Origin of the sequence: Kitasatospora sp. NPDC091257 (assembly GCF_044757675.1) — a bacterium.
GTDB classification, from domain to species: Bacteria; Actinomycetota; Actinomycetes; order Streptomycetales; family Streptomycetaceae; genus Kitasatospora; species Kitasatospora lactacystinica.
Window position 1 is genome coordinate 1 of the sequence record NZ_JBIVVI010001605.1, and the last position, 1,636, is coordinate 1,636.

The 1,636-nt window shown below is 76.7% G+C and carries 3 protein-coding genes; 1 reads left to right on the forward strand and 2 read right to left on the reverse strand.

The window, feature by feature from the left end:
• On the forward strand, positions 1-525 hold a 525-nt coding region (locus tag ACIQOV_RS40670; protein ID WP_401056072.1), incomplete at its 5' end, for a PASTA domain-containing protein.
• A gap of 44 nt (positions 526-569) precedes the next feature.
• Here ACIQOV_RS40670 and ACIQOV_RS40675 read toward each other — a convergent pair.
• Both ACIQOV_RS40675 and ACIQOV_RS40680 read right to left on the reverse strand, forming a co-directional pair.
• Complete coding sequence (locus tag ACIQOV_RS40675; RefSeq protein ID WP_401056074.1) at positions 570-1,214, reverse strand: TIGR03085 family metal-binding protein; 645 nt, start codon at positions 1,212-1,214, stop codon at positions 570-572.
• A 9-nt stretch (positions 1,215-1,223) separates the two neighbouring features.
• The coding region (locus tag ACIQOV_RS40680) for a TetR/AcrR family transcriptional regulator C-terminal domain-containing protein (protein ID WP_401056076.1) at positions 1,224-1,636 on the reverse strand (413 nt) is incomplete at its 5' end.

The following is a 1,636-nucleotide window of genomic DNA, read 5'->3' on the forward strand; positions in this document are numbered from 1 at the left end:
ACCCCCGTGATCGACGCCGCCGGAATCCGGCGCGCGATGCGCCGTCGCACCGCTCTCACCGGGGTCGCGGCGGTGGCGGCGGTGGCCGCCATCGCGACGGGCGCGGCCCTGCTCCTGCCCGGATCGCCGGGCGGCGGCGGCCCGGCGGGGACCGCGCCGGGCCCGGCCGTCCAGTCCGCGCCACCGGCCCCTGCCTCGCCCGCCTCCCCTGCCGCTTCTTCCGCTCCTTCCGCTCCGGTGTCGGCGTCCGCTCCCGCGCCGTCGGCGACCGAAGGCGCCCCTTCCCCCGCCGCCCCGCCCGCGCCCGGCACCGCGACCGTGACCGTCCCCGCGGTCGCCGGCCTGTCCCGGGACGCCGCCACCCGGCTGTTGGACGCGGCCGGGCTGCGCTACGAGGTCCACGAACTCACCGACTGGAAGGTGCCCGCCGGGTCGGTCGTCAACTCCGAGCCGCAGGTCGGGCGCACCGCGGCGGCGAACAGCGTCGTCCAGCTGTTCGTCTCCAAGGGCCGCCCCGGAAGCTGACCGCCCACCCTCTGCCGAGAGGCCGCACCGACCCTCTGCCGCCGCTACTTCGGGGGCAGCGGAAGGACGTGGCGCAGGGCCTCGACGGCGTCGGAGGCGCCGTCGACGGTGAGGGCGGTCAGGGCCCCGCGGCCGTACGTGAAGAGCACCAGCTCGCCGGGTTCGCCGGTGACGCGGACGGTGGCGGCTCCGGCCGGGCCGACGGTGAGGGAACGGCCGTCCGGGTGGGTGAGTGCCAGGCGGACGGGGGAGCGGCGGCCCGCCTCCAGGCGGGCGATGAGCGGGAGGCGGCGCCAGAGGGCCTCGGCGCGCCCGGGCGGTACGGGCTGAGCGGTCCAGTCCTCGGCCGCCCGTACGACGTCCTCGGCGTGGACGAAGTACTCCACGGTGTTCGCCGCCTCGTCCGCGCCGGGCAGGGCGAACGGGGAGTAGACCGGAGGCCCGGCCCGGAACAGCCGCACCAGTTCCTCGTACGGCCGCTCGGCGTACCCGTCCTGCACCCGCCGCGTCCACCCGGCCAGCGCCCCGACCCGGATGCCGGCCGCCGCGTCGGGCCGGCGCTCCCGGACCACCAGGTGGGCGGCGAGGTCCCGGGTGGTCCACCCGGCGCAGAGCGTGGGCGCGTCCGGCCCGGCGGCGGTGAGGAGTTGGGCGAGCCGGTGGCGTTCGGCGAGGGCGTGGTTCGACATGCCGTCAGCCTAGGGGAGCGTCGCGATGCCGGCGCAGAGCAGGCGGACGCTTCGCGCGAACTTCTCGTCCTGGCTGTGGCGGGGCATGGACGGGTCCATGAGGAGGGGGAACCGTTCGCGCAGTTCGGTGTAGAGCTCGGCGGTGACGGGTGGGGGTGTCGCGGGCTGGTTCTGTTCCTGGAGGACGAAGCCGGTGACGTGACTGAGCAGGGTGTCGGCGGCGATGGCGCAGTGCTCGGCGGGCAGGCCGGCGTCCAGGAGGGTGCGCAGGAGGCGTTCCATCAGGGAGAGGGCGCCGGTGCTGAGCATGCCGGGGCTCTCGGCGAGGAGTTGGGCGCCGCCGGGGTGCTGTTTGATGCTCAGGCGCAGGGCGGTGGCCTGGGCCTGTGTGCGGTCCTGCCAGGTGGCGGTGGGCGGGAGGG

Coding starts and splice junctions, on each gene's coding strand:
- ACIQOV_RS40675 (WP_401056074.1), bottom strand. CDS start 1,214: ATGTCGAACCACGCCCTCGCCGAACGCCACCGGCTCGCCCAACTCCTC.